Origin of the sequence: Arthrobacter hankyongi (assembly GCF_022012395.1) — a bacterium.
GTDB lineage: Bacteria > Actinomycetota > Actinomycetes > Actinomycetales > Micrococcaceae > Crystallibacter > Crystallibacter hankyongi.
The window spans coordinates 1-920 of sequence record NZ_JAKLTQ010000057.1 but is presented as its reverse complement, the minus strand read 5'-3'; the positions used below and the strand labels follow the sequence as shown (position 1 = coordinate 920).

Here is a 920-nt window from a genome sequence, read left to right as displayed (position 1 = left end):
AGTAAGTGTTGGGAAAGTGGGCTGCAGGTGGTTGACTCCGGTGGCCGGTGGGGTGAGCGTGAAGGTATGGCAGATTCGTCGCCTCGTCCCTATCCCTCGGACCTGACCGACGCCCAGTGGGCGCTGATCGAACCGCTGGTGCCGGTGAAAACCGGCGGCCGCCCCGCGGTCCATTCCCGCCGGCGGATCGTGGACGCAATCCTGTACGTGGACCGCACCGGATGTGCCTGGCGGATGATGCCCCACGACTTCCCGCCCTGGGACACCGTCTACTGGTACTTCCAGCGCTGGAACGCCGACGGCACGACCGAAGCGATCCACGATACGCTGCGCGGGGCGCTCCGGCAGGCTGCCGGCCGGGAGGCGGCGGCCTCGGCCGGGATCATCGACGCGCAAACCGTCCGGGCAGCGGACACTGTCGGGGCGGACTCGCGCGGGTATGACGCGGGGAAACGGACCAACGGACGCAAGCGCCACATCGTCACCGATACCATCGGACTGCTGGTGGTCGTGCTGGTGACCGCCGCCAGCCTGCAGGACCGCGACGGCGCACGGCCGGTGCTGGAAAAAGCCCGGGCGAAGATGCCTTCGATTGTGCAGGTGTGGGCCGACGGCGGCTACGCCGGCAAGCTGGTGGAGTCCGTCCGGGCCCTGCTCGGGATCAGCCTCGAGATTGTCAGGAAGCCCGAAGGCCTTCACACATTCGAGGTGCTGCCCCGCCGCTGGGTCATCGAACGCACCTTGTCCTGGCTGGTGCGCTGTCGGCGCCTGGGACGGGACTACGAGCGCCTGCCCGCCCACGCCGAGGCCATGGTCAGATGGGCCATGATCGGACTGATGGTCCGCCGGCTCGCGCCGGCACCCGGGCGGCGCCCCTGGCAGACCGGCGCAGCGGCCTAACCTCTTTCCCAACACTTACT

The 920-nt window shown here is 68.8% G+C and carries 1 protein-coding gene; it reads left to right on the top strand.

Features of this window, described 5'->3' with window-relative positions; translation table 11 throughout:
- Nucleotides 1-66: 66 nt before the first annotated feature.
- Nucleotides 67-900, top strand: a complete 834-nt coding sequence (locus LVY72_RS24105; RefSeq protein ID WP_237827472.1) for an IS5 family transposase — start codon at nucleotides 67-69, stop codon at nucleotides 898-900.
- Nucleotides 901-920 lie beyond the last annotated feature (20 nt).